Annotated in this window: 1 protein-coding gene; it reads right to left on the bottom strand. The window is 36.4% G+C overall.

Annotated elements, in window-relative coordinates; translation table 11 throughout:
- Nucleotides 1-602: 602 nt before the first annotated feature.
- Complete coding sequence (locus ACFO3G_RS03280; RefSeq protein WP_380077960.1) at nt 603-872, bottom strand: hypothetical protein; 270 nt, start codon at nt 870-872, stop codon at nt 603-605.
- Between the last annotated feature and the right edge of the window lie 580 nt (nt 873-1,452).

Raw genomic sequence — 1,452 nt, 5'->3', positions numbered from 1 at the left:
CCCCGGGCGGACGCCAATCCCCCCGGTGTTTTTCATGTCTGCCTGACGGATGAGCAAAACAAATAAATGAAATGATTAATTTTGACTCAAAGATAAACTTCAATTACACACTTTTAGGGATACTACCCCTTATTCTCAACTCTTTGAAGAAGCAAAACAAGTAAAAACACTACTTAATTAACAAACTTATGTTAAATCAATTGATGGGTTTTTAGCCCTCTAAAACTGCCATATTTTGACCTAAAAATGGGCTTAATCTTATAGAATTTCAAAAACAAGGCACTTAATAAGTCTCGCAATGTGTTAAAATATATGTACGGTATTTATAATTCATCTTTTGCCTGCTTAAAAATAGCTTTTAGGCTGCTTTTTTTGTAAGGTCGCGCGACTTGCAATCCATTCTCGCGCGACTTTGAACCTAACCTCGCGCGACTTTGCACTTGAAGTAGCGCGACTTCACATGTCAAGGTCGCGCGACAACGGATCGATAGTCGCGCGAGAATAGATTGCTTCTCGCGCGACCTTATTTGTTAAAATAGAGCATAAATAAAGCCCGATTCGTACTATAAAACGGGTAAAGTTGGTAAGAAGGTCAGAAACCCCTAACCCTCGAATTTGAGATTTTGAGGTTGGATTAGTGCTGTTTGAGTAGCTTTTTGAGTACTATTTAAGGTAACGATATTTAACAAATAAAAACCTTTCAGAACGAGCTTCACAGCCCATAGTATCAGATTATTTTGATGATTGCTTTTGACACTTACCGTAGTGGCAATCTGCTTGAGACCAATGGTACATACTCTTGCCTCTTGGAAGAAGTATCCGCCAAGATCTATTGCTATCAAAAGTATGGTAAGTAATATGAGTATCTCCATGGCTTTTATTTAATTGTACGGACAAGATACTAAAAATCAAAGAGATTGGCAATTTGAAACACTTGGCACCTTCATCACAAGATCTGCCAAATATGACATCTACAATGTTGTTTCAATGATCCAAGGCAACCGCATCAAAATAGAGTTATCTTCGAATTATGGATGTACAAGATTATTTTTATTAGTGTCTGGTAAACCATATTAACATACAGATATTTAGGATGTTATTAGTGAGTAATCCCTACAACTATAAGACAAATCCAATTACTTGGTAATCACAGAGTTATTCGTCTTTTTCAAAAGTTTACCATACAGCAATAATTATTTTCTAAGGTAGAAGAGTCACGGGTAGAGTGTTGTTGCAAGCAAAAGTTGTAAAAGCCTAGGATATCCTAGCAATTCGTTTCTTATCACTATTTTACGTACCTTTGCACAGGGTGGATGATTCAGTTGTGGGGCTGTGTCAAAATTCCATTTGGCGCAGCCCTTTCTGTTTTTTGAAAAAAGTTTCAACTTTCTTTATATAAGTCTTTTCCATATCATGAATAACAGTTATCTTTATGGTAAACAAATAGTTATG

The sequence above is a fragment of the Falsiporphyromonas endometrii genome, from assembly GCF_042654485.1.
GTDB classification, from domain to species: domain Bacteria; phylum Bacteroidota; class Bacteroidia; order Bacteroidales; family Porphyromonadaceae; genus Porphyromonas; species Porphyromonas endometrii.
This window is presented reverse-complemented; position numbering and strand designations above follow the sequence as displayed.